22 protein-coding genes, 2 tRNA genes and 1 pseudogene are annotated in these 24,542 nt (G+C 70.3%); 8 read left to right on the top strand and 17 right to left on the bottom strand.

The annotated features are described in order from the left end of the window. Positions 1 to 177 precede the first annotated feature (177 nt). Both ACIPXC_RS06510 and ACIPXC_RS06505 read right to left on the bottom strand, forming a co-directional pair. Positions 178 to 555 carry a DUF4233 domain-containing protein gene (locus tag ACIPXC_RS06510; RefSeq protein ID WP_401614111.1) on the bottom strand — a complete coding sequence of 126 codons (378 nt, stop codon included), beginning with the start codon at positions 553 to 555 and terminating at the stop codon, positions 178 to 180. Between the two features lie 2 nt (positions 556 to 557). Next, positions 558 to 2,096 carry a bifunctional folylpolyglutamate synthase/dihydrofolate synthase gene (locus ACIPXC_RS06505; protein ID WP_401614109.1) on the bottom strand — a complete coding sequence of 513 codons (1,539 nt, stop codon included), beginning with the start codon at positions 2,094 to 2,096 and terminating at the stop codon, positions 558 to 560. A 117-nt stretch (positions 2,097 to 2,213) separates the two neighbouring features. Between ACIPXC_RS06505 and ACIPXC_RS06500 the strand changes: the two genes are divergently transcribed. Continuing rightward, on the top strand, positions 2,214 to 3,263 hold the full coding sequence (locus ACIPXC_RS06500) for a rod shape-determining protein (protein ID WP_401614107.1): 1,050 nt from the start codon (positions 2,214 to 2,216) through the stop codon (positions 3,261 to 3,263). Positions 3,264 to 3,612: 349 nt separating this feature from the next. Here the strand turns inward: ACIPXC_RS06500 and ACIPXC_RS06495 are convergent, their stop codons facing one another. Beyond that, entirely contained in the window at positions 3,613 to 4,761 is a 1,149-nt protein-coding gene (locus ACIPXC_RS06495; protein ID WP_401614105.1) for a sensor histidine kinase, read from the bottom strand. A gap of 152 nt (positions 4,762 to 4,913) precedes the next feature. Between ACIPXC_RS06495 and ACIPXC_RS06490 the strand changes: the two genes are divergently transcribed. Beyond that, a complete protein-coding gene (locus ACIPXC_RS06490; RefSeq protein ID WP_401614103.1) occupies positions 4,914 to 5,039 on the top strand; it encodes a hypothetical protein in 126 nt (41 codons plus the stop codon). 100 nt (positions 5,040 to 5,139) lie between these two features. Here ACIPXC_RS06490 and ACIPXC_RS06485 read toward each other — a convergent pair whose 3' ends face one another. Further along, positions 5,140 to 7,761, bottom strand: a complete 2,622-nt coding sequence (locus ACIPXC_RS06485; RefSeq protein ID WP_401614101.1) for a valine--tRNA ligase — start codon at positions 7,759 to 7,761, stop codon at positions 5,140 to 5,142. 127 nt (positions 7,762 to 7,888) lie between these two features. Here ACIPXC_RS06485 and ACIPXC_RS06480 point away from each other — a divergent pair, with 127 nt between their 5' ends. Continuing rightward, positions 7,889 to 8,854, top strand: a complete 966-nt coding sequence (locus ACIPXC_RS06480) for a hypothetical protein (RefSeq protein WP_401614099.1) — start codon at positions 7,889 to 7,891, stop codon at positions 8,852 to 8,854. A gap of 45 nt (positions 8,855 to 8,899) precedes the next feature. Here ACIPXC_RS06480 and ACIPXC_RS06475 read toward each other — a convergent pair whose 3' ends face one another. From ACIPXC_RS06475 to ACIPXC_RS06450, 6 genes are all read right to left on the bottom strand, one after another. Further along, positions 8,900 to 9,175, bottom strand: coding sequence for a hypothetical protein (locus ACIPXC_RS06475; protein WP_401614097.1), 276 nt, complete (start codon positions 9,173 to 9,175; stop codon positions 8,900 to 8,902). 179 nt (positions 9,176 to 9,354) lie between these two features. Further along, entirely contained in the window at positions 9,355 to 10,641 is a 1,287-nt protein-coding gene (gene clpX, locus ACIPXC_RS06470; protein ID WP_030840753.1) for an ATP-dependent Clp protease ATP-binding subunit ClpX, read from the bottom strand. 153 nt (positions 10,642 to 10,794) lie between these two features. Then, positions 10,795 to 11,472, bottom strand: coding sequence for an ATP-dependent Clp protease proteolytic subunit (locus tag ACIPXC_RS06465; RefSeq protein ID WP_030760910.1), 678 nt, complete (start codon positions 11,470 to 11,472; stop codon positions 10,795 to 10,797). Between the two features lie 56 nt (positions 11,473 to 11,528). Further along, entirely contained in the window at positions 11,529 to 12,146 is a 618-nt protein-coding gene (locus ACIPXC_RS06460) for an ATP-dependent Clp protease proteolytic subunit (protein ID WP_030008567.1), read from the bottom strand. Between the two features lie 287 nt (positions 12,147 to 12,433). Then, the gene (gene tig / locus ACIPXC_RS06455) at positions 12,434 to 13,828 is read right to left on the bottom strand and encodes a trigger factor (RefSeq protein ID WP_401614094.1); all 1,395 of its coding nucleotides are present in this window, start codon (positions 13,826 to 13,828) and stop codon (positions 12,434 to 12,436) included. 151 nt (positions 13,829 to 13,979) lie between these two features. Further along, positions 13,980 to 14,056 (bottom strand) — tRNA-Pro (locus ACIPXC_RS06450). 167 nt (positions 14,057 to 14,223) lie between these two features. On the opposite strand from ACIPXC_RS06450, the gene ACIPXC_RS06445 reads away from it, so the two are divergent. Both ACIPXC_RS06445 and ACIPXC_RS06440 read left to right on the top strand, forming a co-directional pair. Beyond that, positions 14,224 to 14,294, top strand: a tRNA-Gly gene (locus ACIPXC_RS06445). A 309-nt stretch (positions 14,295 to 14,603) separates the two neighbouring features. Next, positions 14,604 to 15,059: pseudogene (locus ACIPXC_RS06440) on the top strand (UTRA domain-containing protein); the annotation flags it as partial. Positions 15,060 to 15,341: 282 nt separating this feature from the next. Here the strand turns inward: ACIPXC_RS06440 and ACIPXC_RS06435 are convergent. The 4 genes from ACIPXC_RS06435 to ACIPXC_RS06420 form a co-directional block, all read right to left on the bottom strand. Further along, entirely contained in the window at positions 15,342 to 15,728 is a 387-nt protein-coding gene (locus ACIPXC_RS06435) for a hypothetical protein (protein WP_401614092.1), read from the bottom strand. 672 nt (positions 15,729 to 16,400) lie between these two features. After that, the gene (locus tag ACIPXC_RS06430; RefSeq protein WP_030026959.1) at positions 16,401 to 16,595 is read right to left on the bottom strand and encodes a membrane protein; all 195 of its coding nucleotides are present in this window, start codon (positions 16,593 to 16,595) and stop codon (positions 16,401 to 16,403) included. A gap of 154 nt (positions 16,596 to 16,749) precedes the next feature. Next, on the bottom strand, positions 16,750 to 17,205 hold the full coding sequence (locus tag ACIPXC_RS06425) for an HD domain-containing protein (protein WP_401614090.1): 456 nt from the start codon (positions 17,203 to 17,205) through the stop codon (positions 16,750 to 16,752). Then, positions 17,202 to 18,590, bottom strand: coding sequence for a pyridoxal phosphate-dependent decarboxylase family protein (locus ACIPXC_RS06420; protein ID WP_401614088.1), 1,389 nt, complete (start codon positions 18,588 to 18,590; stop codon positions 17,202 to 17,204). The genes ACIPXC_RS06425 and ACIPXC_RS06420 overlap by 4 nt, the downstream gene beginning before the upstream one ends. Before the next feature lie 211 nt (positions 18,591 to 18,801). Here ACIPXC_RS06420 and ACIPXC_RS06415 point away from each other — a divergent pair, with 211 nt between their 5' ends. Continuing rightward, positions 18,802 to 19,422 (top strand): DUF4232 domain-containing protein, encoded by a 621-nt coding sequence (locus ACIPXC_RS06415; RefSeq protein ID WP_401614086.1) that lies wholly within the window; start codon positions 18,802 to 18,804, stop codon positions 19,420 to 19,422. Next, positions 19,419 to 20,021: an AAA family ATPase gene (locus ACIPXC_RS06410; protein ID WP_401614171.1), complete on the top strand. Its 603-nt coding sequence runs from the start codon at positions 19,419 to 19,421 to the stop codon at positions 20,019 to 20,021. The genes ACIPXC_RS06415 and ACIPXC_RS06410 overlap by 4 nt, the downstream gene beginning before the upstream one ends. Before the next feature lie 76 nt (positions 20,022 to 20,097). Here ACIPXC_RS06410 and ACIPXC_RS06405 read toward each other — a convergent pair whose 3' ends face one another. From ACIPXC_RS06405 to ACIPXC_RS06395, 3 genes are all read right to left on the bottom strand, one after another. Next, positions 20,098 to 21,240, bottom strand: coding sequence for a PP2C family protein-serine/threonine phosphatase (locus tag ACIPXC_RS06405; RefSeq protein WP_401614084.1), 1,143 nt, complete (start codon positions 21,238 to 21,240; stop codon positions 20,098 to 20,100). Between the two features lie 231 nt (positions 21,241 to 21,471). Continuing rightward, positions 21,472 to 22,281 (bottom strand): Fpg/Nei family DNA glycosylase, encoded by an 810-nt coding sequence (locus ACIPXC_RS06400; protein ID WP_401614082.1) that lies wholly within the window; start codon positions 22,279 to 22,281, stop codon positions 21,472 to 21,474. A 68-nt stretch (positions 22,282 to 22,349) separates the two neighbouring features. Beyond that, the gene (locus ACIPXC_RS06395; RefSeq protein ID WP_030036244.1) at positions 22,350 to 22,835 is read right to left on the bottom strand and encodes a ribose-5-phosphate isomerase; all 486 of its coding nucleotides are present in this window, start codon (positions 22,833 to 22,835) and stop codon (positions 22,350 to 22,352) included. 219 nt (positions 22,836 to 23,054) lie between these two features. On the opposite strand from ACIPXC_RS06395, the gene ACIPXC_RS06390 reads away from it, so the two are divergent. Continuing rightward, positions 23,055 to 24,494, top strand: coding sequence for an amino acid permease (locus tag ACIPXC_RS06390; protein WP_401614080.1), 1,440 nt, complete (start codon positions 23,055 to 23,057; stop codon positions 24,492 to 24,494). Positions 24,495 to 24,542: the final 48 nt, after the last annotated feature.

The following is a 24,542-nucleotide window of genomic DNA, read 5'->3' as shown; positions in this document are numbered from 1 at the left end:
GGGATCCGGGCGGCGCGGACGGTACGGGCGGCCCAGGCCGTACGGGCGGCCCGGGCGGCCGGGTGGCTCGGGCCGCGCGGACGGTACGGGCGGCCCGGGTGGCGCGGACGGCCCGAGCGGTACGGGTGGCGCGGACGGCGCGGACGGTACGGGCGGCGCGGGCCGCCCGGGGATCCCTCAGGCCGTGTCGGGTGCTCCGGACGCCGCAGACGCCGCGGGAGCCTCCTGTGCGGCGGCCCAGCGCGCCTTGATCGAGTCGATCTTCCGGCCGTAGTGCACGGAGCACCACCACAGGCAGGCGAAGACCGCTCCGAGGAAGAACATCGTCGGGACGACGAACCCGCTCGCGACGAGACCGATCTGCAGGGCCCAGCCCAGCTGGACGGCCCCGGGACGCGACAGCATGCCGCACAGCAGCACCGACAGCAGCATCGCGATCCCGCACACCGTCCAGACCGTGGCCTGGGTCAGGTCCGGGTCCTTCATGGCGACGAGTCCCGCGAAGCCGATCACGAAAAACTCACCGATCAGCGTGCTCGCACACAGCGTGCGCATCCTCAGCCCCTCTTCAGCAGCAGGCGGGCCTCGCCCACCGTGATCACGGAACCGGTCACCAGGACCCCGGCCCCTCCGTACTCGGCCTCTTCCTCGGCCAGGGTGATCGCCGCCTCCAGGGCGTCGTCCAGCCGCGGCTCCACCTGCACCCGGTCCGTGCCGAAGACCTCGACGGCCACGGCCGCCAGATCGTCGGCGCCCATCGACCGGTGGCTGGAGTTCTGCGTGACCACGACCTCCGCGAAGATCGGCTCAAAGGCCTCCAGCACCCCGCGCACGTCCTTGTCCTCGCTCGCCGCCACGACGCCGATGAGCCGGCTGAAGCCGAACGCCTCGGTGACCGCCTCCGCGGTGACCGCCGCGCCCGCCGGGTTGTGCGCCGCGTCCAGGATCACCGTCGGGCTGCGCCGCACGACCTCCATGCGGCCCGGCGAGGTCACCGACGCGAAGGCCTTCCGCACGGTGTCCACATCCAGCACCCGGGCGTGCTGCCCGCCGACCCCGAAGAAGGCCTCGACCGCGGCGAGGGCCACCGCCGCGTTGTGCGCCATGTGGGCGCCGTACAGCGGCAGGAAGACGCCGTCGTACTCACCGCCCACGCCGCGCAGCGTCAGCTGCTGCCCGCCGACCGCGACCTCGCGCGAGACGACGCCGAACTCCATGCCCTCGCGGGCCACCGTCGCGTCCACCTCGACGGCCTTCTTCAGCAGCACCTGCGCCGCGTCCACCGGCTGCTGCGCCAGGATGACGGTGGCGTCCTGCTTGATGATGCCGCCCTTCTCCACGGCGATCTCACCGGGCGTGGAGCCGAGCCGGTCGGTGTGGTCCAGGCTGATCGGGGTGACCACGGCGACGGAGCCGTCGATGACGTTGGTCGCGTCCCAGCTACCGCCCATGCCGACCTCGACCACGGCCACGTCCACCGGGGCGTCCGCGAAGGCCGCGTAGGCCATCCCGGTCAGCACCTCGAAGAAGGACAGCCGGAACTCCTCCGCGGCGTCGACCATCTCCACGTACGGCTTGATGTCGTGGTACGTCTCCACGAAGCGCTCGGCCTCGATCGGCGCCCCGTCGAGGCTGATCCGCTCGGTGATCGACTGCACGTGCGGGCTCGTGTAGCGGCCGGTGCGCAGCTCGAAGGCGTTCAGCAGGGCCTCGATCATGCGGGCCGTGCTGGTCTTGCCGTTGGTCCCGGTGACGTGGATGGAGGGGTACGCGCGCTGCGGCTCGCCCAGTACGTCCATCAGCGCCGCGATCCGCGACACCGAGGGCTCCAGCTTGGTCTCGCCCCAGCGGGTCGAGAGCTCCTGCTCCACCTCCAGCAGCGCCCGGGCGACCTCGGGGTCGACGGGCCGGGCGGGCACCGGGTCGCCCTGGGGCGGTCCGGCGTGGGCGCGCAGGGTGCGGCTGCCGGCCTCGATCACCGCCAGGTCGGGGTCGCGGTCGGACTCTTCCGCCACGATCTGGTCGAACTCGTCGAAGGCGCCGGCGAGGTCGTCGTGGTCGTGTCGGTCGGGGTTCTCGGGCTGCTGGTCACTCACAGGGCCAGTCTACGGACGGCGGCCCGGAGGACTTTCGCCCCGGCCGTTTCGGGACCTTCGACGCCGGGAGCGACCTGATCGTTATGCAAGCCTTGCGAGCAGCAGATAGGGGAGCAAATGCCGCAGGCCAGTACCAACAAGACAGCTTCCAGCCGCGACATAGGGATCGACCTGGGAACCGCGAACACCCTCGTCTACGCGCGGGGGCACGGGATCGTCCTCAATGAGCCGTCCGTGGTCGCCGTCAGGGCGGGCACCACCAGCGCCCTGGCCGTCGGGGCGGACGCCAAGGAGACCATCGGCCGCACCCCCGGCTCGATCACCGCGATCCGTCCCCTCAAGGACGGTGTGATCTGCGACTACGAGGCCGCCGAGGAGATGATCCGGCACTTCGTGCGCAAGGTGGTCCCCGGCCGGCGGACCCGCACCCGGATGGTGATCTGCGTACCCTCCGGCGTCACCCCGGTCGAACGCCGGGCCATCGTCAACGCCTCCACCCGGGCCGGCGCCCGGGCCGTTCACCTGATCGAGGAGCCGATGGCCGCGGCGATCGGGGCCGGACTGCCCGTGGCGGAGGCCCGCGGCTCCATGGTCGTGGACATCGGCGGCGGCACCACCGAGGTAGCCGTCATCTCCCTCGGCGGCATCGTCACCTCCCGGTCGCTGCGCGTCGGCGGCGACCGGCTCGACGCGGCCATCATCGACCACGTGCGCAAGGAGCACTCGCTGCTCATCGGCGAGCGCACCGCCGAGCAGGCCAAGCTGGCCATCGGCTCGGCCTGGCCGGTGCCGGACCGGCCCGAGCTGGAGACGGCGACCTTCACCGTGCGCGGCCGGGAGAGGGTCGGCGGCATGCCCAAGACGTATCCGTTGGGCGCGGCCGACGTGCGCGCCGCCCTCGACGAACCGGTCGGGGCGATCATCGCGGCGGTCCGCGGCACGCTGGAGGAATGCCCGCCGGAGCTGTCCGGCGACGTCATGGAGCACGGGATCGTCCTGACCGGCGGCGGCGCCCTGCTCCCCGGCCTGGACCTGCGCATGGCCTCCGCCACCGGCATCCCGGTCTTCGTCGCCGACGACCCGCTGGACTGCGTGGCCCTGGGCTCCGGCCGCTGCGTGGAGGACCTGGACGCGCTGGGCGGCCTGCTCACCCCCGCGCGCGCCTGACCCGCGTCTAGGGCCTGTATTGAGTTGCCCCGCGGCGTCGCGACGCCCGGCACGCACCCTCGGCGCACGAGCCGAATGTCCTAGTAGCTCCGCTACGAGGATATTCGTCCCGCACGCCGAGGGCACGCACCGAACGCCGCTCCTTGCTCCACGGGGCAACTCAATACAGGCCCTAGCGCGTGTTCTGAAAGTCCCGCCTGGCTCACGACGCCTGGCACCGCACCTCGCCGCGTTGTCGGGTTCGCCCAAGTACGTCCAGTACAAGGGCGCCCCTCCGCCTTGCGATGCACGGCACCAGACGCCGTGAGCCACGCCCTTCGGGCGCCCGGCGCTACTTTCAAAACACGCCCTAACCCCGCGGGAGCGTGGCGACGACCTCGTAGGTGTCGTCCGTACGGGTCGCCGTCAGGGAGCCGCCGAGGCTGCGGACACGCTCGGACATGCTCGCCGTGCCGGATCCCGCCGATACGGGGGCCCGGCCCGGACCCCGGGCCGGCAGGGCGTTGCTGACGGCGATCCGCAGGCTCGGGCCGTCCGCCGCGATCGACACCTCGATGGTCTCCCCGTGCGCGTGCTTGGCGGCGTTGGTCAGGCACTCCTGCACCACCCGGTAGACCGCCGCCTGCCGCAGCGGCGACAGCCCGTGCACGTCCTCGTCCATGGCCAGCCGGACGGGCGAACCGGCCCGGCCACTCTCCTCCGCGAGCGCCGCCAGCCCGTCCACCCCCGGGGTCGAGGGCCTCTCGCCCCGCTGCACGATGATCTCGTTGAGCACCAGATGGGCCCGGCGCGCGGTGTCGGCCAGCTCCTCGAAGTCCTTCGCGTGCGCGCTCCCGCGCGCCCGTACCGACAGCACCTCCGAACGCACCGTCAGCAGGGTCAGCTCCCGCCCGACGAAGTCGTGCACGTCGCGGGCGACGGAGGTGCGTTCCTGCTGGACGGCCTGGAACACGGCGGACTCGGCCCGCCGGGCGGTGAGTTCCCGCACCAGGTCGTGGCGGTAGGCGGCGATCCCCACCGCGGAGGCCAGGGCGCCGATCGGCACGACGATGCCGAGGAAGCCGCTGAGCGTCCGCCCCGGGGGCTCGGGCCAGCCCGGCACCCGGAACATGACCAGCGCGAAGGCGATGTACCCGAGCGTTGCCAGGATCCCCGCCCGGCGCCCCCGGAAGCGGCCGACCGAGTAGAGCGCGAACTGGATCAGGGTCAGCTCGTGGAGCCATCCGATGAAGAGCAGCGCGGACAGGTACGAGATCCAGGGCAGCCGGCGGCGCACCAGCAGGGTCGTGCAGCCCAGGGCGAGCACAACGGCTGCGGTGGGCCCGCTCAGCGAGTTGTCGGCGGCGGCGAGGCCCGGCAGGTCGAGGGCCATCAGCCCGAGGCAGCCCAGCGCGGTGAGCACGTCGACGGCCCGCGGGGTACCGGCCCAGGTGCCGGTCAGCCGACGGCCGGCGGCCACGCACCGGTGGAACACCGGGGCGAGGGGCTTGACGTGCATGCCCTCCATCATCCGTGGTCGGTGCGGCGGATGAGTTCCGGCCGACAGGTGAACGCAGTGATTTAGGGCACTTCGGACAGGGTCGGAGGTCCCGGCGACCCGCGACCTTGCGCCCTGCCGCGGTCCCCGCCCCCGCTCCTAGCCTCGGAGGAATGACGACGGGAACGACAGGGACGCCGGGAACGACGCGGACGCTCCCCCACTGGCTGGTACCGCTGGCGGGGTACGCGGTGGTGACGGGGCTGGTGGTGGCGGAGTTCGGCGACCGGCTGCTGTGAGGCCCCTCCCCGTACGGCGAAGGCCCCCGCCACCGGTGATCCGGTGCGCGGGGGCCTTCGCCCCGTACGGGGCCCTCGTACGAGCCCTCCCTACGAGGGGCTACGCGGTGGGCAGCGTCTCCAGCTGGGCCTGGATCCGGGCGATGTCCGCCTCGGCCTTGGCCAGCCGGCCCTTGATCTTGTCCACGACGTTGTCGGGGGCCTTGGCCAGGAAGGCCTCGTTCCCGAGCTTCGCCTCGGCCTGCTGCTTCTCCTTCTCGGCGGCGCCGAGGTCCTTGGTGAGGCGCTTGCGCTCGGCGTCCACGTCGATGGTGCCCGACAGGTCGAGCGCGACCGTGGCGCCGCCGACCGGGAGGGTCGCGGAGGCGCTGAAGTCGTCGCCCTCCGGCTGGAGGCGCAGCACCTGGCGGATGGCCGCCTCGTGCGCGGCCAGCGCCGTACCGGACAGGTCGAGACGGGCCGGGACCTTCTGCTTGTCGTCGAGGCCCTGCTCCTTGCGGAAGCGGCGGACCTCACGGACGAGGTTCTGGACGTTTCCGATCTCGGTCTCGGCGGCCTCGTCGCGGAAACCGCTGTCCTTCGGCCAGTCGGCGATCACGAGGGACTCGCCGCCGGTCAGCGTGGTCCACAGCGTCTCGGTGACGAACGGGACCACCGGGTGCAGCAGGCGCAGCATGACGTCGATGACCTCACCGAGGACCCGGCTGGAGACCTTGGCCTGCTCGCCGCCCGCGAAGAAGGTCGTCTTCGACAGCTCGACGTACCAGTCGAAGACCTCGTCCCACGCGAAGTGGTACAGCGCCTCGCTGAGCTTCGAGAACTGGAAGTCCTCGTAGTACGCGTCGACCTGCGCGACCGTCTTGTTGAGGCGGGAGAGGATCCAGCGGTCGGTGGCCGACAGCTGCTCGGCCGGCGGCAGCTCGCCCTCGATCGTGGCGCCGTTCATCAGCGCGAAGCGCGTGGCGTTCCAGATCTTGTTGGCGAACTTGCTGGACGCCTGCACCCAGTCCTCGCCGATCGGGACGTCGGTGCCGGGGTTGGCACCCTTGGCCAGGGTGAACCGGACGGCGTCGGAGCCGTACTTGTCCATCCAGTCCAGCGGGTCGACGACGTTGCCGAAGGACTTCGACATCTTCTTGCCGCGCTCGTCGCGGACCAGGCCGGTCAGCGCGATCGTCTTGAACGGCGCCTGGCCGTCCATGGCGTACAGGCCGAACATCATCATCCGGGCGACCCAGAAGAAGATGATGTCGTGGCCGGTGAGCAGGACGTCGGTGGAGTAGAACTTCTCCAGGTCCGGGGTCTTCTCCGGCCAGCCGAGCGTGGAGAACGGCCACAGGCCGGAGGAGAACCAGGTGTCCAGGACGTCGGTGTCCTGCGTCCAGCCCTCACCGGTGGGCATCTCGTCGTCGGGGCCGAGGCAGACGACCTCGCCCTCCGGGCCGTACCAGACCGGGATGCGGTGGCCCCACCACAGCTGGCGCGAGATGCACCAGTCGTTGAGGTTGTCGACCCAGTCGAAGTAGCGCTTCTCCATCTCCTGCGGGTGGATCGCGACGCGGCCGTCGCGGACCGCGTCACCCGCGGCCTTGGCAAGGGTCTCGACCTTGACCCACCACTGCAGCGACAGGCGCGGCTCGACGGTGGTGCTGCAGCGCGAGCAGTGTCCGACGGAGTGCAGGTACGGACGCTTCTCCGCGACGATGCGGCCCTGCTGGCGCAGGGCGCCGACGACCGCGGAACGGGCCTCGTAGCGGTCCAGGCCGAGGAAGGGGCCGTGGACGGTGATGATGCCGTGCTCGTCCATGATCGTCATGTTGGGCAGGTTGTGGCGCTGCCCGATGGCGAAGTCGTTGGGGTCGTGGGCGGGCGTCACCTTGACACAGCCGGTGCCGAACTCGGGGTCGACGTGGGTGTCCGCGACGACCGGGATCGAACGGTCGGTCAGCGGGAGCTTGATGAGCTTGCCGACCAGGTGCCGGTAGCGCTCGTCGTCCGGGTGGACGGCGATGGCGGTGTCGCCGAGCATCGTCTCGGCGCGGGTGGTGGCGACGACGAGGGTGTCCTCGCCCTCCCCGTACTGGATGGAGACGAGCTCGCCCGCGTCCTCCTGGTACTCCACCTCGATGTCGGAGATGGCCGTCAGGCAGCGGGGGCACCAGTTGATGATGCGCTCGGCGCGGTAGATCAGGCCGTCGTCGAAGAGCTTCTTGAAGATGGTCTGGACGGCCTTGGACAGGCCCTCGTCCATGGTGAAGCGCTCGCGGGACCAGTCGACGCCGTCGCCGAGGCGGCGCATCTGGCCGAGGATCTTGCCGCCGTACTCTTCCTTCCACTGCCAGACGCGCTCGACGAACTCCTCGCGGCCCAGGTCGTGGCGGGACTTGCCCTCCTCGGCGAGCTGCTGCTCGACCTTGTTCTGGGTGGCGATGCCCGCGTGGTCCATGCCGGGCAGCCACAGCGACTCGTGGCCCTGCATGCGCTTGCGGCGTGTGAGGGCGTCCATGAGCGTGTGCTGGAAGGCGTGGCCCAGGTGGAGGGAGCCGGTGACGTTCGGCGGCGGGATGACGATGGTGTACGGGGGCTTCTCGCTCGCGGCATCGGCCGTGAAGTAGCCACGCTCTACCCAGCGCTCGTAGAGCTTCCCCTCTACGTCGGCCGGCTTGTAGGCGGTCGGCAGTTCGGAGTCGGGGCTGCTGGGTGTCTGCGTGTTCTCGGTCACGGGGCTCAGTTTAGGGCCGTAACAGTCCAGTCATGAAACCGGTTCCGGAGGGGCCCGGCGCCCTGGGACGCTTCGCCTTCCGTCAGGATGTGAGGAACGCATAAGCAACCTCAGAGGGGGACGCGGGATGAGCTACAACCAGCCGGGGCCGTACGGACAGCAGCCTCAGCAGCCTGGACCGTACGGTCAGCAGCCCCCGCCGCCGCCCGGCCCGTACGGCCAGCCCCCGCAGCCCGGCCCCTACGGCCAGCCGGCCCAGCCGGGTCCGTACGGACAGCCGGCGCCCCCGCAGCCCGGCTACGGCTACCCGCAGCAGCCGGACGTCCCCCCGCAGGGCTACCCCCAGCAGCCCCCGCAGCCCGGCTACGGCTACCCGCAGCAGGCCCCGTACGGCGGCGAGCCCCCGAAGAAGTCCAAGGCGGGCCTGATCATCGGCGTGGTGGTGGCCGTAGCGGTGATCGCAGGCGGCGGCTGGTACCTCCTGGGCAGCGGCAGCGCCATCTCGGACGACACCAAGGGCTACAAGCTCGCCTTCCCCGCCTCGGTCGACAAATACCAGAAGGCTCCGGACACCGCGGGCGCTCCCCCGGCGGACGCCCCGGTCACGGGCGAGGGCAAGACCAAGGCCGAGGCTCTTGGCGTGCAGAACGGGCACAACTCGACCGCCAAGTACCAGGTGGGTACGGACGGGAAGGGCAAGCAGCTCGCGGCCAACGGCCTGTGGGGCGACATCGCAGACCCGGAGAAGGCGGTCGACGGCTACTACGCCGGCATCGGCCAGAACAACAAGGAGACCGAGAAGCTCGGTTTCAAGTACGAACTGGTCGGCACCCCTGAGGCGTTCACTCCGGAGGGGTTCAAGGGCGCTGTGATGAAGTGCGCCAACATCAAGATGATCAGCATCAAGCCCACCACGGGCAAGACGCCCAAGGACATGGAGATCCCCTCGTGTGCCTGGGCAGACCACTCGACGCTGGTCGGCATCAACGCCGCCGACCCCGCCGCGCTCGTACTCGGGGGCAGCAGCGGCACTCTCGAGGAGGTGGCCGCGCTGACGGCGAAGCTCTACAACACGAGCCGCACCAAGGCCTGATGCAGCAAGGGCCCAGCACGCGAGCTGGGCCCTTGGGTCACAACATCAGTCACGTGCCGCCTGATAGCACGCCTCAGTGCTGTCGTCGTACTTCACACCCAGCTGGATCATCTGGGCGAAACAACCTTGCTGGCCGATGAAGCCCCGCTCGCCGAGATCGCAAGCACCGATGACTCCGTTGCCCACGATGTAGCCCAGATTCCGCATGTAGTTCTGGCAGTCCCCGGACGTGGCCTGCGCGGGTGACGCTGCGAGCACAGGAAGCGCACCCGCCATCGCCGTTGCCGCCGCCATCCCGATGATCCGTCGCACCTTGCTCATCTACGTACTCCTTGCGGGTTGTTTCCTACCAACCGGTAGTCAAGTCACCGAGGAATGCGAACTCAACACAAAATCGAACTTACGACCTACATGCATGCCTTCTTGGCTGATCTCCACACGCAGGAGGGCCGATCCCAGCCAACTGGCTGAAATCGGCCCTCCTGCGTACTGCCGTGCGGCTAGGCCGACTTCTCGTGCGGGCCCTGGTCCTTCGGGACGATCCGCGGGACCAGCGTCGGGTTGACGTTGGAGCGGACCACGTCGGCGGTGATGACGACCCGGGCCACGTCCTTGCGGGACGGGACCTCGTACATCACCGACATCAGGACCTCTTCCATGATGGCGCGCAGGCCCCGCGCGCCCGTCTGGCGCAGGATCGCCTGGTCCGCGATGGCCTCCAGCGCCTCGCGCTCGAAGTCCAGCTCGACACCGTCGAGTTCGAACAGCCGCTGGTACTGCTTCACCAGCGCGTTGCGCGGCTCGATGAGGATCTGGAGCAGGGCCTCGCGGTCCAGGTTGTGGACCGAGGTGATGACGGGGAGACGGCCGATGAACTCGGGGATCATCCCGAACTTCACCAGGTCCTCCGGCATGACCTCCTGGAACTGGTCGCTGGCCTCGATCTCGCGCTTCGAGCGGATCGTCGCCCCGAAACCGATGCCCTTGGCGCCCGCACGCGACTCGATGATCTTCTCCAGGCCGGCGAAGGCACCGCCCACGATGAAGAGCACGTTCGTCGTGTCGATCTGGATGAACTCCTGGTGCGGGTGCTTGCGCCCGCCCTGCGGCGGCACGGAGGCCGTCGTGCCCTCAAGGATCTTCAGGAGAGCCTGCTGGACGCCCTCACCGCTCACGTCGCGCGTGATCGACGGATTCTCGCTCTTGCGGGCGACCTTGTCGATCTCGTCGATGTAGATGATCCCGGTCTCGGCCTTCTTGACGTCGTAGTCGGCGGCCTGGATCAGCTTCAGCAGGATGTTCTCGACGTCCTCGCCGACGTACCCGGCCTCCGTCAGCGCCGTCGCGTCGGCGATGGCGAACGGGACGTTCAGCATGCGGGCGAGCGTCTGCGCGAGGAGCGTCTTGCCGGAGCCCGTGGGGCCCAGCAGCAGGATGTTGGACTTCGCGAGCTCGATCGCGTCCTCGCGGCCCTGCGCGCCGCCGTTCTCGCCGGCCTGGACCCGCTTGTAGTGGTTGTAGACCGCTACCGAGAGCGCCTTCTTCGCCGGCTCCTGGCCGACGACGTAGCTCTCCAGGAACTCGTAGATCTCACGGGGCTTGGGGAGCTCCTCCCACCGGACCTCGGAGGTCTCCGCGAGTTCCTCTTCGATGATCTCGTTGCAGAGGTCGATGCACTCGTCGCAGATGTACACACCGGGTCCTGCGATGAGCTTCTTCACCTGCTTCTGGCTCTTTCCGCAGAACGAGCACTTGAGCAGGTCGCCGCCGTCACCGATGCGTGCCACGAGGTGCTTCCCCTTCGCCTGGGAGACGCCTGGTTCAGCGCTCCTGGTGCCTCATATCCGACGGTACCTTGCCGGGGGCCCCGCGCGGGGCCCCCTTGACGTGGTTCACATCGCCGAATCCGGTGGTGTGCCCGCGCCAACTGACGGCAAGGGTCAGAGCTTGGTGCTCTTGCGGGTGGAGATGATCTGGTCGATCAGGCCGTACGCGAGGGCGTCCTCGGCCGTCAGGATCTTGTCGCGCTCGATGTCGTCGCGGATCTTCTCGATCGGCGTGGTCGAGTGCTTGGCCAGCATGGTCTCCAGCTGGTCGCGCATGCGCAGGATCTCGTTGGCCGCGATCTCGAGGTCCGAGAGCTGCTCACGGCCGGTGCCGCCGGAGGGCTGGTGGATCAGCACGCGGGCGTTCGGCAGGGCCATGCGCTTGCCCGGCGTACCGGCGGCGAGCAGAACCGCGGCGGCGGAGGCCGCCTGGCCCATGCAGACCGTCTGGATGTCCGGCTTCACGAACTGCATCGTGTCGTAGATCGCCGTCAGCGCGGTGAAGGAGCCACCGGGGCTGTTGATGTAGATCGAGATGTCGCGGTCCGGGTCCATCGACTCCAGGCACAGCAGCTGCGCCATGACGTCGTTGGCCGAGGCGTCGTCGATCTGCACGCCGAGGAAGATCACGCGCTCCTCGAAGAGCTTCGCGTACGGGTCGTACTCGCGCACGCCCTGCGAGGTGCGCTCGACGAAGCGCGGGATGACGTAGCGGTTGTCCACCTGCGGGCCGGAGTAGAGGCCGCTCGCGGAGCTCGCGGAGAAGTTGTTCTGCATCTGGGTGTTCACCATCCTGGTGGCGTTCTGCGGGCTGTCGGCTGCTGGGGTACTGACGGTGCCTACCGGGATCAGGCCCCGGTGCCGCCGCCGCCCGGTGCGTTGGACGCGGCCGAGATGATCTCGTCGATGAGGCCGTAGTCCTTGGCCTCCTCGGCGGTGAACCAGCGGTCGCGGTCGCCGTCGCGGATGATCGCCTCGACGGTCTGGCCCGAGTGGAACGCGGTGATCTCGGCCATCCGCTGCTTGGTGCGCAGCAGGTACTGAGCCTGGATCTTGATGTCCGACGCGGTGCCGCCGATGCCGGCGGAGCCCTGGTGCATCAGGATGTCGGTGTTCGGCAGGGCGAAGCGCTTGCCCTTGGCGCCGCCGGTGAGCAGGAACTGGCCCATCGAGGCCGCCATGCCCATACCGATGGTGACGACGTCGTTCGGGATGAACTGCATGGTGTCGTAGACGGCCATGCCGGCGGTCACGGAGCCACCGGGGCTGTTGATGTAGAGGTAGATGTCCTTCTCCGGCTCGGCGGCCAGGAGCAGGAGCTGCGCGGTGATCTTGTTGGCGATGTCGTCGTCGACCTGCTGGCCGAGGAAGATGATGCGCTCGCCGAGCAGCCGGTTGTAGACATGGTCGCCGAGGCCGCCACCGATGGACGGCTCACCCGCGGCGTAAGGCTTCAGATTCGTCACGTATCCACCTGCTCGTCTCCGACGGCCATGTGCCGTCTCAGCGTTTCGTTCTGGGGCGCGGTCGAGCCGGAGCGGACGGGTCCGCCGGCACCCGGGTACTCACGTGCCCTCGTATTCATGGACCCTAACGCGCAGGTCGGACAACGCCATCCCGCTTCCCGAACTGTTCGCTCGGAGCGCAAGCTCCGGCGGCCTTGCGGGGACCGCCCCGCAGCCACGCGGAAGGGCCCGGACGCGGCTGCGTCCGGGCCCTTCGGGGCACTGCTCGGCGGGCTCGGCCCGGAGTGTTACTTGGCCTCGTCGGCCTTGACCTCGGCGTCGCCGTCAACGGCGGCCTCGACGGTCTCGGCGGCCGTCTCGACCTCGTCCTCCTCGTCGGAGAGGTCGACGACCTCACCGTTGGTGTCGACGACCTTGGCGGCCTCGACGACGACCGCGAGGGCCTTGCCGCGGGCGACCTCGCCGACCAGCATCGGGACCTGGCCGCCCTCGACGACGGCCTGGGCGAACTGGTCGGGGGACATGCCGGAGGACTGCGCACGGCGCATGAGGTGCTCGGTGAGCTCCTCCTGGTTCACGCCCAGCTTCTCCTTGTTGACCAGGGCGTCCAGGACGAACTGGGTCTTGATGCCCTTGATCGCCTGCTCCTTGGTCTCGGCGTCGAACTCCTCGACCGTCTTGCCCTGGAACTCCAGGTACTTCGCCAGGTCCAGGCCCATCTGGCCGAGCTGGTGGTGCTCCAGGTTGTGCTTGCGGGTGTTGACCTCGTCCTCGAGCAGCTTCTCGGGGATCGGCACCTCGACGAGCTCCAGCAGCTTCTCCAGGACGCGCTCCTGGGCCTGCGTGGCCTGGTCGTACTGCTTCATGTTCTCAAGGCGCGTGCGGCTGTCCGCCTTGAGGTCCTCAAGGGTGTCGAACTCGCTCGCCATCTGGGCGAACTCGTCGTCCAGCTCCGGGAGCTCCTTGGCGGCGACCTTGGTGACCTTGACGGTGACCTCGGCGTCCTTGCCCTCGGCGGAGCCGCCCTTCAGCTGCGAGGTGAAGGTGGCCTCGCCACCGGCCTCCAGGCCGGTGACGGCCTCGTCGATGCCTTCGAGCAGCTCGCCCGAGCCGATGGTGTAGGAGACGTCGGAGGCGACGCCGTCGGGCAGCACCTCGCCGTCGACCTTGGCCTCCAGGTCGATGGTGACGACGTCACCATCGGCGGCGGCGCGCTCGACGTCCTTGGTGGACGCGAAGCGGCCCCGCAGCTGCTCGACGGACTTCTCGACGTCCTCGTCGGAGACCTCGATGGCGTCGACCTCGACCTCGATGCCGGAGTAGTCCGGGATCTCGATCTCGGGGCGCACGTCGACCTCGGCGGTGAAGGCCAGCAGCTCGCCGTCCTTCAGCTCGGTGATGTCGACCTCGGGCTGGCCCAGCGGGTTGAGGTCGGCCTCGTTGACAGCCTCGGTGTAGAACTTCGGGAGGGCGTCGTTGACGGCCTCCTCCAGCACCGCACCGCGGCCGAAGCGCTGGTCGATGACGCGGGCCGGGATCTTGCCCTTGCGGAAGCCCTTCACCGTGACCTGCTGGTTGATCTTCTTGTACGCCGCGTCGAGGCTGTCCTTGAGCTCCTCGAAGGGCACCTCAACAGTGAGCCGAACCCGCGTCGGGTTCAGGGTCTCAACGGCGCTCTTCACGGTTCGGTCTCCTTGTGGCTGACTGCTGGGGGATCTGCCGTCGCGCTGGAATCAGCGGCCCGGCGGACTTCGGCCCGGTACATCAGACACACGGGCACGCAGCTTGCATAGTAGCCGCAAGCGGCAATCAGCCCACAACGTGATCTTGCAGTGGTCGGGGTGGCCGGATTCGAACCGACGACCTTCCGCTCCCAAAGCGGACGCGCTACCAAGCTGCGCCACACCCCGTCGGTGCGACACGTAGGGTACATGCCCGGAGACCCTCTGATGCGCGGTGCTTCCAGAGCCGTTTCGGACAGACCACGGCGCGGGCACGGAATGTGGTGTGCGATCCGCCGGAACGACCCGCTAGGATGCTGTCCGTGCCAAGGTCCCGGACCTGCGGCGCAGCCCGTGCGGGCGTAGCTCAATGGTAGAGCCCTAGTCTTCCAAACTAGCTACGCGGGTTCGATTCCCGTCGCCCGCTCTGAGTACCAAAGGGCCAGGTCAGAGGACATTTCCTCGACCTGGCCCTTGGTCGTTCCCGGCCCCGGAATCAGCCCGTCGTGCCCCCCGTACGCTCCTTAGCGGCCGGAATGGTCGGCGCTGACCGATCTCTGTAGAGCTACGGATTAGAAGGGCCTCCAGAGCCGTGTACGTCGAAGCGGCCCCCGACGGATGCTCAGGGGCCGCTTCGTTGTCTCGCCCAGACTGCTCCTAGCTGGGATGTGCAGGCAGTTCACCGTGGGCAGCGCGGGATCAGCCTGTTGCCAGCGTGAGGTCGTGGGGGACGTAGAAGCAGGGCAACTGGGAGAGTCGGACCGAAGCGAAAGTGCCGGCCCCGGCTGAGATTGCGGCGCGGCTCGGGATCGTCGAGGGAGATCTGTGCGTGCGCACGGTCTACGAGTTCCTCGCCGATGGACGGCCGGTGCAGTTGTCCACGAGTTGGGAGCCGTACGAACTCACCGCGGGGACGCTCGTGGTCCTGCCGGAGGGTGGGCCGCATGCCGGCGTCGGTGTGGTGAACCGGATGGCCGCGATCGGGATCATCGTCAGCCATGCCGTGGAGCAGCCGGAGCCGCGGCAGGCGACCGCCGAGGAGGCGTCGCTCCTCGGGATCCAGAAGGCAGCTCTGGTCACCCACATCCGGCGGACGTACTACAGCGATCAGGGACAGCCTGTGGAGACTGCGGACATCGTCATCCCAGCCGCTCTGTGCGAGATCGTCTACGAGGTCCCTGTCGGCCGTTAGAGCAGCCGCAGGAGGAGAGAGGATCTCTGTGGACGCGGAGCGGACGGCCCGCATAGCCGCGCTGGCTGTGGCTGCTGGGCCCGTGTGGGCGGAGAGCCACGACGGCTCGGCCCGTCAGGAGTTCTTGAAGGAGATGGGCTGTGACGGCGTGGACGCGGTCCTGGTGACCAGGGAGGTGGTCGGATGCAGCCTCGGCGAGGCTCAGGAGATGTTCTTCACCGCGCCCTGCCGGGGTGTGGAGCTTGCCGTCCACAATGCCCTCATGGAGGCTCTGGAGCGGCCTCAGGGTGACGTCTGGCCTGTCGAGCGACCTGCTTCGGGTGCGCGCCGCTCGGGCCGCCGTCCGCCGACGCAAGCCACCAGTTCACCACCGTCCTCGGTGAAGAAGAGGTAGAAGGTCCATGAGCCGTCAACGGCTGTGATCCTCCCCCTCCGAACCGGCTGGGCGTGCTCGCGAAGCAGTCGCACCGCCCGTTCCCAGCCCAGGGTTTCCATGCCCCTGCGCTGGGACGACCTACGCCGGCTCTCGTAGCCCCGGGCGTAGTCCTCGGAGGACAAGTCCACGCCCTCCCAGACGACATGGTCGGCGCCATCGGCGAGGGCGGCCAGAGCGGCCTTCGATGCTTCGTCTTCGCCCGCCAGAAGCCGCATCAGGTCCTGTCGTTCCATGTTCACCCCTCCCCGCCTGAATCCTGCTGGAGCCGGGCAAGGCGCCGCAACGCCGTTAGGGTCCTCGGTATGACCAGCGACGCGCCTACCTGCCCGGACTGCGACCAAGCCATGAAGTTCGGCGGATTCGTGCTCTGTCGCCGGGAGGACGACGGCGAACGGGTCTGCCGGTCGCTGTGGAAGTGCCCCGCTCGGCATCTCTGGTGGCATTGAGCCGACCGGCCGGACCAGGCGTTGGAGGCGTGCCCGATGGCGGAGACGTTCCTCTGACGGTCGTGTCTGCTCGCGTGCCCGTCGGGTGCCCGATCGGACGGCGACTGGTGGGGAACCACGGTGAACCGGGGTGGGTGCTCCGCTCCGGTGCACGTCAGGTGCTCGGCAGGTCGGGCCTCCTGTTCGTACGCCATCTTCCAAACTAGCTACGCGGGTTCGATTCCCGTCGCCCGCTCTGCCGCACAAAGGGCCAGGTCAGAGGATGTTTCCTCGACCTGGCCCTTCGTCAGCTGCGCAGGTGCCGCCGCCCGCCGTCCTCGACCAGCACCGCCCGGTCCGGGTCGCCGGTGGCGGTGGTGCGGCCGGGCACGGTGGGGCCCGCGAGGGCGACGCCCGGGGCGGCGGGGCGCCGCGCCCGGTCGACGGGGTGGTTCGGGCCGTCGGCCGGCGTCGTCGGCGTCAGAGCTTGATGTTGGCGATCATCGTCGCCAGGGAGTTGAGGAAACGGTTCACGTCGTCCGCGATCGAGCTGGACGCCAGGAAGAAGCCGAAGAGGGCCGCGACGATGGCGGGGCCCGTCTTGATGTGGTTGCCGCGGATCAGCACCACCAGGATGACGCCCAACAGAACCACAACTGAGAGCGAAATGGCCACTACTGATCACACCTTCGGTCGTCCCCTGGTCGGCCGGGGGCGCACGGCCGGGAATGCCCCCACATGGACCATCCTCCCACCAACCGGCCACGGTCATACGCCCCGTGACGAAAGGCCATGGTTCCGTTTTCACCGATCGCCGCGGCAGGGGGGGTCAGGAGGCGGTGAGACCCAGGAGGGAGCGGACATGGGCGTACTTCGCGGACAGCCTCTCGCGGGTGGGGGCGTCCAGCACGGAGAGGCGTACGGGGTCGGCGTTGTGCGCGAGGTCGGCCTCCTTCACGAGCAGGGCGCCCGGGGTGGCCAGGATGCGGGCGGCGTACGTCTCGACCGGCTCGTCGGGGCGCTTGGTGACGGCCAGGACCATGTCCTTGACGGACTGCGGAAGAGCGGCGGAATCCAGCCATGTGAGGCTCAGCGCCTCGTCCTCGATCGCGTCGTGCAGCCAGGCCGCCGCCTGTTGTTCGGGGCTGCCGCCGCGCACGCGCACGCCCTCGGCGACGGCCGCGAGGTGCTCGGCGTACGGCCGGCCGGCCTTGTCGGTCCGACCCTCGTGCGCGTCGCGCGCCAGGGCCTCGACCTCCAGGAGGGTCAGGGGACTGCCGGTCATGCGATCTCCCTCGCTGCCGTGCGCAGGGCCCGGGCGGCCCTGCGGACATCTGTCTGCGTCGTACGCCAGTTGGAGAACGCGGCGCGCAGCCCGGCGGTTCCCTCGTACACGGTCGGGGTGACGAACACCTCGGCGGACACGGCCTCGCGCAGGGCGGTCAGCCGGGCCGGATCGCGGCCGTCGGCCAGGGTGAAGCAGACGACGTTGAGGCGGACGGGGGCGAGGAGGGTGAAGGCGGGGTCCTCCTCCAGGGCCGCGCCCAGGGCCCGGGCGCCGGCGACGTTGCGCTCGACGATCTCCCGGTGCCCCCGGCGGCCGTAGGCGCGCAGCGTGAACCAGGCGGCGAGGGCGCGCAGCCGGTGGGAGTTCTCCGGGGTGAGGTGGACGAGGTCGGGGTGTTCGCCGAGGGGGCCGAGGTAGGCGGCGGCGTTCTGGAAGACGCGCGCCTGGAGGTCGCGGCGGCGGGTGAACTGGACGGCGCTGTCGTAGGGGACGTTGAGCCACTTGTGCAGGTCGACGCAGACGGAGTCGGCGGCGTCAAGGCCTTCGGTGAGGTGTGCGTGCTCCGGGGAGAGCGCGGCGAAGGCGCCGAAGGCGGCGTCGGTGTGGAGCCAGAAGTCGTGCCGTGCGCGGAGGGCGGCGATGGCGGGGAGGTCGTCGAAGTCGACGGTGTTGACGGTGCCCGCGTTGGCGACGACCACTGCCGGTCCGGGGGTGTCGGCCAGTGCCCGGTCCAGGGCGGCGGGGTCCACGGCCTCGCGGCCGGGCAGGGTCGGGACGCGGACGAGGGAGTTGCGGCCGAGGCCGAGGAAGGAGAGGGCCTTGGCGATGGAGGAGTGCGGGGCGCCGGAGAGGACGCGGACCGGGCCGAGGGATGCGGCGCCGTCCTCGGCTGGGGACACACCGAGGCGTTCGCCGAGCCATTCGCGGGCGATGGCGAGGCCGGTGGTGTTGGACATGGTGGCGCCGCTGACGAAGGTGCCGGTGTGGGCGTCGGAGAGGCCGAAGAGTTCGCGCAGCCAGCCCACGGTCTCGCGTTCGAGGTCCTGGCCGGCGCCGTCCATCGAGGAGTTGGAGTTCTGGTCGTGGGCGGCGGTGAGCCAGTCCCCGGCGAGGGCGGCGGGGGTGGCGCCTCCGGTGACGAAGCCGAGGTAGCGGGGGCCGGCGGAGGCCGAGAGCCGCGGTTCCCAGCGGGCGCGGAAGGCCGCGAGGGCGGCCTCGGTGCCGTAACCGTGCTCCGGGAGCGGTTCGGGGTCGGCCGGCTTCGGGGCGGCCGGTACGACGGCGCGCTCGTCCAGGGTGGCGAGCGCTTCGGCGGCGGCGCGGCGGGTGGCGTCGAGGAGGTCGGGGAGCCGGGCGAGGTCGGCGGCGAGCGTGCGGTCCATGGGGGCACGGTAGGGCCGCGCGGGCCCGCGCGGGCGTGCCAATTCCGGGCGGGTGGCCCCCGTACCGCCCCGCGGGCCGGGCGGGGCGGCGTAGGCTCGACGGATGATCGCGAAGCGGCGGGAGCGGCGGGAGCGGCGGGAGCGGCAGGTGCGGCAGGTGCGGGGCGTTCGGCGGGGGCGGGGCGTTCGGCGGGTGCGGTCGGGTCGGTCGGTGCGGGGCGCGGTCGGGGGCGCGGTGGCCGCGGGGCTGCTCGTGGGGGCCGTGGGGTGCGGTACGCCGCCGGCGCCGCGGGCCGCGCCGGGGCCGGTCTCCGAGTCGCGCGCCCGCCCGGCGGGGCCGGGTACGGGGGGCGCGCCGAACCGGGGAGCCCCCGAGCCGTCCTCCGACCCGGCATGCCCCGAGGGCGGGGTCCGGCTGGTCGAGGCGGGCGGGAACGCGGCGATGGGGCTGCGGGTGGAGAGCTACCAACTGATCAACTGCGGTACGGAGGCGTACGTACTGGAGGGCTACCCACAGGTGTGGCTGCGGGACGGCCGCGACGAGCTGCTGGACGTCTCGGTGGAGCACGGCTCGGCGGGGATCACCACGGGGGTGCCGGACATCGACGCGGCGCCGCAGCGGGTGACGCTGGCGCCGGGACAGGCGGCCGCCTGGTCGGTGGTGTGGCGCAACCTCGTCACCGATGCGGCGGTGCCGGCCACGACGGCGGCGGCCCTGGAGCTCGCGCCCCGGCCCGGAGCGCCCCGGCTGTGGCTGCGGCCGGCCCGGCCGTTCGACCTCGGGAACACGGGGAGGCTGGGGATCAGCGCGTGGACGGCGGTCGCCCCGTGATCGTCTGGCTGAACGGGCCCTTCGGCGGCGGCAAGACCCGGACGGCGTACGAGATCTGCCGGCGGCTCCCGGGCAGCGTCGTGTGCGATCCCGAGCACGTCGGGTTCGGGCTGCACCGGATGCTGCCGCCCGGCCTGCGCGGGGACTTCCAGGACTTTCCGGCCTGGCGCCAGGGGGTGTTCGAGGTGCTGGACCTCGCGGCGCGGCGGCATCCGGGTGCGGTGCTGGTGCCGATGACCGTCACGGAGCCGGTCCCTTTCGCGGAGACCGTGGGGCGGCTGCGGGAACGCGGTCACGACGTACGGCATTTCGCGCTGCTGGCGGAACGGGAGACGGTGCTGCGGCGGCTGCGCGGGCGAGGGCTGGGTCTGGGGCTGAAACGGGAGGGCTTTGCCGTGTCGCGGCTCGACGGCTGTCTGGAGGCGCTGCGCGCGCCGGAGTTCGCCCAGCACCTGACCACCGACGGGTTGACCGTGTCCCGGGTCGCGGACCGGGTGGCCGCCTCGGCCGGCCTGGACCTGGCGCCGGACACCGACGGCCCGCTGCGGTCCCGGATCCGGCGGACGCTGGTGGGCGTGCGGCACATCCGCTTCGACTGAGGGGTGGTGCGCCGGCCCCACCTCGGTCCCGCCCCGGCCCCACCTGGGCCCACTTGGGCTCCGGCCCCGGCACGGCTCAGGGGGAGCGGCGGATGAGGAGCAGGGCCCGGTCGTCGTTGACGTCCTTTGCGACCTTCTCGATCAGGTGCCAGGCCGCGCCCGCCCAGCCGGCGGAGACGTAGCGGTCGGCTTCGCCGGTGAGGCGGTCGATGCCCTCGCTGATCTCGCGGTCGGCGGTCTCGACGAGGCCGTCGGTGAAGAGCATCAGGACGTCGCCGCGGCGGAGGTTGCCGCGGGCGGGGGTGAACTCGGCGCCGTCGTAGACGCCGAGCAGCGGGCCCTCACCGGACTTCTCCTGCCAGCGGCCGGTGCCCGCGCAGAGCTGGAGGGCGGGGAGGTGGCCGGCCGAGAGGAGTTCGTAGTCGCCGGTGTCCAGGTCCAGGACGAGGTGGATGGAGGTGGCGAAGCCCTCGTCCCAGTCCTGGCGGAGCAGGTAGCCGTTGGCGGCGGGCAGGAAGCCGTGGGGCGGCAGCGCGCCGAGCAGTCCGCCGAAGGCGCCGGACAGCAGCAGGGCCCGGGAGCCCGCCTCCATGCCCTTGCCGGAGACGTCGGTCAGGACGATCTCCAGGGTCCGGCCGCCGTTGGTCCGGGCCGCGACCACGAAATCGCCGGAGAAGGACTGGCCACCGGCGGGGCGCAGCGCCATCTCGCGGTGCCAGCCGCGGGGCAGGGCAGGCAGCTTGCTCTGTACGCGGATGCGTTCGCGCAGGTCGAAGAGCATGGTGCCGCCGCGCCGCCAGGGCACGCCGACGCGGCTGCGGAACTGCGCGATGAGCAGTCCGAAGAAACCGCAGGCCGCGACGACCAGGACGGTACCGGGGGTGACCCGTGCCGGGCCATGGGTGTAGGGGCCGAGCACGAGGGCCTCGACGATCAGTGCGGCGGCGGAGGCCGCGTACAGGGCGAGGAGGCTGGCGGGGCGCAGCAGGAGGCCGCCGGCCACGATGGGCAGGACGAGTGCCGCCGGCGAGAACCAGACGGGCATCATCAGCGTGCCGCAGGCTATGGCGGGGACGGTGAGCAGCAGTCCACCGAAGGCGAGCCAGTCGGAGGCGTCGCCGCGGAAGTAGTCGACGGCGGATTTGCGCAGGGCGGTGCGGCCCCGGTGCGACCGCATGCGCATCCGGGCCAGAAGGGTCTCCACACGTGCTCCGGCCATTGCTTCGGGACCCTATCCATCCTGGCTGTGAATGCGCAGGGGTACCCCCGGACCGGAAGCCGCGAAGTGCCCGAAACCTCCCCGGTGATGCGGAATGCCCTGGTAGGGATGGGCGCATGGCTCTGGAGATGCGCCCCTTGCCGACCGATGGGCGGGATGCCCCCTACGCCCCCTACGCCCCCTGTCCCAGTTCCCCCGCTCAGCGGCTCAGCGGCTCCCCGGCTCTGCGCCTCAGCCCGCCTGGCAGCCCGGGCACCAGAAGAGGTTGCGGGCCGCCAGGTCCGCCGTGCGGATCTCGGTGGCGCAGATGTGGCAGGGCATGTTCGCCCTCCGGTACACGTACACCTCCCCGCCGTGGTCGTCCACGCGCGGCGGGCGGCCCATCGCCTCCGGAAGGTGCTCGTCGCGGACGGTGTCGATGCGGTTGTTCCGCACGCCTTGGCGCATCAGCGCGGCGAGGTCCTCCCACATGGCCTCCCACTCGGCGCGGGTGAGGTCCTTGCCCGTGCGGTACGGGTCGATGCCGTGCCGGAAGAGGACCTCGGCGCGGTAGACGTTGCCGACGCCCGCGACCACCTTCTGGTCCATGAGCAGCGCGGCGATCGTGGTACGGGAGCGGGAGACACGGGCCCAGGCACGGCCGGGGTCGTCGCCCGGCCGCAGCGGGTCCGGGCCGAGCCGGTCGTGTATCGCCTTCTTCTCGCCCTCGCCGATCAGCGCGCAGGCCGTCGGGCCGCGCAGGTCGGCGTAGTGGTCCGCGTTCAGCAGGCGCAGCCGGACCGTGTCGGTCGCGGGCGGGGCGGGGGCCGGGCCGAAGCCGAGCTTGCCGAAGAGGCCGAGGTGGACATGGATCCACTCGTCGCCCTCGAACCCGAGGAAGAGGTGTTTGCCGTGGGCGTCGACGCCGTCCAGGGTCCGTCCGTCGAGCAGGGCCGCGCTCTCGGCGAAGCGCCCCTGCGGACTGCTGACGGAGACCGGCCGCCCGGCGAACCTCTCGTCGTGGTCCTGGGCGAGGCGGTGGATCGTATGCCCCTCGGGCACGGCGGGCTCCTCGGAGGAATGGAACGGCCGTGCCGCCCCCGGCGGGAGCGGCACGGCCGGAAGCGGGATCAGCCCTGCGGGTGGTGGGCCGGGATCGGGGGGAGTTCGCCGGTCTGCTCGTAGGCGGAGAGCATGTCGATGCGGCGGGTGTGGCGCTCCTCGCCGGAGTACGGGGTCGCCAGGAAGGCCTCGATGAAGCTGACGGCCTCGTCCTGCGTGTGCATGCGGCCGCCGACGGAGATGACGTTGGCGTTGTTGTGCTCGCGGCCGAGCTGGGCGGTCTGGACGCTCCAGGCCAGGATGGCGCGGACGCCCTTGACCTTGTTCGCGGCGATCTGCTCCCCGTTGCCGGAGCCGCCGATCACGATGCCGAGGCTGCCCTCGTCCGCGGCGGTCTTCTCCGCGGCGCGGAGGCAGAAGGGCGGGTAGTCGTCCACGGCGTCGTAGATGTGGGGGCCACAGTCGACGGGCTCGTGGCCGTTGTTCTTGAGCCAGTCCACGAGGTGGTTCTTGAGCTCAAAGCCGGCATGGTCGGATCCGAGGTACACGCGCATGGGTCGAGTGTGGCACGAGGAGCCCCGACAGCCCGCAGCGGGTGTCGCGTAAGTCACTTCTAAAGCTCAAGTAAACCCAAAGGACACAGATGGGACACGGCAGGACGCCGCTCCCGGTCGTTCGCCCCGGCCCGACGATCCGAATCGAGGTCTTCCGTCCTGTGTTCATCTCAGGTTTGAATGCCGGGGCTCGCAACCCGAGAACCTAAGGATTCGTCCATGAGCTCCACGACGACCCTTCAGAAGGCAGGCGACCCCACCGGAAACCCCGGTGACGGCGGCCTGCCCTCCGACGGTCTGAAGGCCGGTCTCAAGAACCGCCACCTGTCCATGATCGCCATTGGCGGTGTCATCGGCGCCGGTCTCTTCGTCGGCTCCGGTGGCGGCATCGCCAAGGCCGGTCCCGCCATCCTGATCTCCTACGCCCTCGTCGGAGCCATGGTGGTCTTCGTGATGCGGATGCTGGGCGAGATGGCCGCCGCCAGCCCGAACTCGGGCTCCTTCTCCGCCTACGCCGACCGGGCGCTCGGCCGCTGGGCAGGCTTCTCCATCGGCTGGCTCTACTGGTTCTTCTGGGTCGTCGTCCTCGCGGTGGAGGCCACCGCCGGTGCCGCCATCCTGGAGAACTGGATCCCGGCCGTCCCGCAGTGGGCCTGGGCCCTCATCGTGATGGCGGTGCTGACCGTCACCAACCTCGGCTCGGTCGCCTCCTACGGTGAGTTCGAGTTCTGGTTCGCGGGCATCAAGGTCGTCGCCATCGGCGCCTTCGTGGTCATCGGCATGCTGGCCGTCTTCGGCGTCCTGCCCGGCTCCGACAACCCCGGCGCGGGCTTCGCGCACCTCACCGACACCGGCGGCTTCTTCCCCAACGGGTACGGCGCCGTCCTGACCGGTGTGCTGATGGTCGTCTTCTCCTTCATGGGCAGCGAGATCGTCACGCTCGCCGCCGGCGAGTCGGAGAACCCCCGCAAAGCGGTCACGCAGGCCACCAACTCCGTGATCTGGCGTATCGGCGTCTTCTACCTCGGCTCGATCTTCGTCGTGCTGACGCTGCTCCCCTGGAACGACAAGTCGATCACCGAGAAGGGCTCGTACGTCGCCGCCCTGGACTCGATCGGCATCGCGAACGCCGGCACGATCATGGAGGTCATCGTCCTGACCGCCGTGCTGTCCTGCCTGAACTCCGGCCTCTACACCGCCTCCCGCATGGCCTTCTCGCTCGGTGAGCGCGGCGACGCCCCCAAGGCGTTCGCCAAGGTCAACAAGAACGGTGTCCCGGTCGCCGCGATCCTCGGCTCCACGGTCTTCGGCTTCGTCGCCGTCTACTTCAACTACGCCTTCAAGGACACGGTCTTCAACTTCCTCCTGAACTCCTCCGGCGCCATCGCGCTCTTCGTGTGGCTGGTGATCTGCTTCACCCAGCTGCGGATGCGCGGGATCCTGGTCCGCGAGGCCCCGGAGAAGCTGACCGTGAAGATGTGGCTCTTCCCGTGGCTGACCTGGGCCACCGCCGCGCTGATCATGTTCGTGATCGGCTACATGTTCGTGGACGACGCCAACCGCGAGGTGGTCACCCTGTCCTGCCTCGTCGCCGGCCTGGTCGTCGCCGTCGGCGTGGTCATGGACCTGCGCCGCAAGCGCGCCGCGGTCCAGGGCTGACCGCCCGGTCGTGTCCCGTGCGCACGCCGGAGCCCGGCCCACCTCGTC

Source organism: Streptomyces sp. NPDC090021 (genome assembly GCF_044748225.1).
In the GTDB taxonomy this organism is placed as follows: Bacteria; Actinomycetota; Actinomycetes; order Streptomycetales; family Streptomycetaceae; genus Streptomyces.
The sequence above is the reverse complement of the archived record's forward strand: the minus strand, read 5'-3'. Positions and strand labels throughout refer to the sequence as shown.

Excerpts from the sequence above, each read along its gene's own strand:
- ACIPXC_RS06490 (WP_401614103.1), top strand. The coding sequence starts at position 4,914 with ATGACGACGGGAACGACAGGGACGCCGGGAACGACGCGGACGCTCCCC.
- ACIPXC_RS06390 (WP_401614080.1), top strand. The coding sequence starts at position 23,055 with ATGAGCTCCACGACGACCCTTCAGAAGGCAGGCGACCCCACCGGAAAC.
- ACIPXC_RS06500 (WP_401614107.1), top strand. The coding sequence starts at position 2,214 with ATGCCGCAGGCCAGTACCAACAAGACAGCTTCCAGCCGCGACATAGGG.
- ACIPXC_RS06435 (WP_401614092.1), bottom strand. The coding sequence starts at position 15,728 with ATGGAACGACAGGACCTGATGCGGCTTCTGGCGGGCGAAGACGAAGCA.
- ACIPXC_RS06465 (WP_030760910.1), bottom strand. The coding sequence starts at position 11,472 with ATGGTGAACACCCAGATGCAGAACAACTTCTCCGCGAGCTCCGCGAGC.
- ACIPXC_RS06510 (WP_401614111.1), bottom strand. The coding sequence starts at position 555 with ATGCGCACGCTGTGTGCGAGCACGCTGATCGGTGAGTTTTTCGTGATC.
- ACIPXC_RS06475 (WP_401614097.1), bottom strand. The coding sequence starts at position 9,175 with ATGAGCAAGGTGCGACGGATCATCGGGATGGCGGCGGCAACGGCGATG.
- ACIPXC_RS06425 (WP_401614090.1), bottom strand. The coding sequence starts at position 17,205 with ATGACCGGCAGTCCCCTGACCCTCCTGGAGGTCGAGGCCCTGGCGCGC.
- ACIPXC_RS06480 (WP_401614099.1), top strand. The coding sequence starts at position 7,889 with ATGAGCTACAACCAGCCGGGGCCGTACGGACAGCAGCCTCAGCAGCCT.
- ACIPXC_RS06420 (WP_401614088.1), bottom strand. The coding sequence starts at position 18,590 with ATGGACCGCACGCTCGCCGCCGACCTCGCCCGGCTCCCCGACCTCCTC.
- ACIPXC_RS06395 (WP_030036244.1), bottom strand. The coding sequence starts at position 22,835 with ATGCGCGTGTACCTCGGATCCGACCATGCCGGCTTTGAGCTCAAGAAC.
- ACIPXC_RS06495 (WP_401614105.1), bottom strand. The coding sequence starts at position 4,761 with ATGCACGTCAAGCCCCTCGCCCCGGTGTTCCACCGGTGCGTGGCCGCC.
- ACIPXC_RS06405 (WP_401614084.1), bottom strand. The coding sequence starts at position 21,240 with ATGGCCGGAGCACGTGTGGAGACCCTTCTGGCCCGGATGCGCATGCGG.